Raw genomic sequence first — 2,119 nt, 5'->3', positions numbered from 1 at the left:
CCCAACGACGACGTGAACAAGAGCCAGTCGAGCAACGACGTCTTTCCCACGGCCATGCACGTGGCGGCGGTGCAGGCCCTGGTGCACCGGCTGCTGCCGGCGCTCGATGAGCTGCGCGGCACGCTGGCCGCCAAGGCCGAGGCTTTCGACGACATCGTCAAGATCGGCCGTACCCACCTGCAGGATGCGACACCGCTGACCCTGGGCCAGGAAATTTCAGGCTGGGTGGCGCAGCTCGCCCATGGCGAGCGCCACGTGCGCGCCGCGCTGCCCCATCTGTACGAGTTGGCCCTGGGCGGCACGGCCGTGGGCACGGGGCTCAATGCCCCCGAGGGCTATGCCGTGCAGGTGGCCGAGGAGATCGCGCGCCTGACGGGCCAGCCCTTCGTCACCTCGCCCAACAAGTTCGAGTCGCTGGCCAGCTGCGACGCGCTGGTGGCCGCGCACGGCGCCTTGAAGACGCTGGCGGCCAGCCTGATGAAGATCGCCAACGACGTGCGCTGGCTGGCCAGCGGGCCCAGGAGCGGCATCGGCGAGATCACCATCCCCGAGAACGAGCCCGGCTCGTCCATCATGCCGGGCAAGGTCAACCCGACGCAGTGCGAAGCCATGACCATGCTGTGTGCCCAGGTCATGGGCAACGACGTGGCCATCAACATCGGCGGCGCCAGCGGCAACTTCGAGCTGAACGTGTTCCGCCCCATGGTGGCGCACAACTTCCTGCAGAGCGTGCGCCTGCTGGCTGATGGCATGGTCAGCTTCAACGAGCACTGCGCCGTCGGCATAGCGCCGCAGCGCCAGCGCATCGCCGAACTGGTCGAGCGCTCGCTGATGCTGGTCACCGCCCTCAACACCCACATCGGCTACGACAAGGCCGCCGAGATCGCCAAGCGCGCGCACCGGGAGGGCAGCAGCCTGCGCGAGGCGGCGCTGGCCTCGGGCCACGTCACGGCTGAGCAGTTCGACGAGTGGGTGGTGCCGGGCCGCATGGTCGGCCGCTGAAGCGCTGCCCGCGTTTTTTTTGCTCTTTAGTAGGCCAGCCGCTCGGGCCGCACCTCCTGCAGGATGGTGGTGGCGATCTCTTCGATGCTCTTGGTCGTGGACGAGAGCCAGCGGATGCCCGAGCGGCGCATCATGGCTTCGGCCTCGCTGATCTCGTAGCGGCAGTTGGCCAGGTCGGCGTACCTGGACCCCGGCCGGCGCTCGTTGCGGATTTCGGCCAGGCGTGCCGGGTCGATGGTCAGGCCGAAGATCTTCTTCCTGTGCGGCGCCAGGGCGGGAGGCAGCTGGCGCCGCTCGAAGTCTTCCGGAATCAACGGGTAGTTGGCCACCTTCAGGCCATGCTGCATGGCCAGGTACAGGCTGGTGGGCGTCTTGCCGCTGCGCGACACGCCCACCAGGATCACATCGGCGCCTTCCAGGTCGCGGTGGCTCTGGCCGTCGTCGTGGTCCAGGCTGAAGTTGATGGCTTCGATGCGGTCGCTGTACTCCTTGGACATGCTGATGTCCGAAAACCGCCCCACGCGGTGGTGCGACTTGACGCCCAGCTCGGCCTCCAGCGGGTGGATGAAGGTGCCGAACATGTCCAGCAGCATGCCCCTGCAGCCTTCCTGGATGATGGCCAGCACGTTCGGGTTGACCAGCGTGGTGAAGACGATGGGCTTGGTGCCTTCCAGTTCCGCCGTGTGGTTGACCTGGCGCACCACCTGGTGGGCCTTGTCCTCGGTGTCGGTGAAAGGCAGGCGCACGTGGCGCGGCCGGATGTCGAACTGCGCCAGGATGGCGTTGCCAAAGGTCTCGGCGGTGATGCCGGTGCCGTCGGAGATGTAGAAGACGGTGCGCGTGTGCGGAGGCAGCATGGTGGCAAAGGGGCAGGAGGAGGGCGCGGGCAGCGGTCCGCGCGGCCCTGTCAGCCCTGCGCAAGCTCCGGGGGGTGCCCACTACAATGGCGCGCATTATTCCCGCATCCCCTCCCATGCACCGCGTCGGCCCACAACCACAACACCAAAGCCGTGGCCGCTGCATGGGCGCCAGCCCGCCAGGCCCCTTGTTCCACGCTCCCGTCCTGGCAGGCGCAGACCCGGTTTCAACTTCTGGAGCATTCCCATGTCTGCACGCT

At 67.5% G+C, this 2,119-nt stretch carries 2 protein-coding genes; one reads left to right on the top strand and one right to left on the bottom strand.

What is annotated here, in order from left to right:
- Positions 1-1,002: class II fumarate hydratase (locus RT051_RS14595; protein WP_313077865.1), on the top strand; the 1,002-nt coding region annotated here is incomplete at its 5' end.
- A gap of 26 nt (positions 1,003-1,028) precedes the next feature.
- On the opposite strand, the gene RT051_RS14590 is transcribed toward RT051_RS14595, so the two are convergent.
- Positions 1,029-1,859, bottom strand: coding sequence for a pyruvate, water dikinase regulatory protein (locus RT051_RS14590; RefSeq protein ID WP_313077861.1), 831 nt, complete (start codon positions 1,857-1,859; stop codon positions 1,029-1,031).
- Between the last annotated feature and the right edge of the window lie 260 nt (positions 1,860-2,119).

The sequence above is a fragment of the Melaminivora sp. genome, from assembly GCF_032059615.1.
Taxonomy (GTDB): Bacteria; Pseudomonadota; Gammaproteobacteria; order Burkholderiales; family Burkholderiaceae_C; genus Melaminivora.
The sequence above is the reverse complement of the archived record's forward strand: the minus strand, read 5'-3'. Positions and strand labels throughout refer to the sequence as shown.

What these genes read in the sequence shown, in the direction of transcription:
- RT051_RS14590 (WP_313077861.1), bottom strand. Translation starts at nt 1,859, where the DNA reads ATGCTGCCTCCGCACACGCGCACCGTCTTCTACATCTCCGACGGCACC.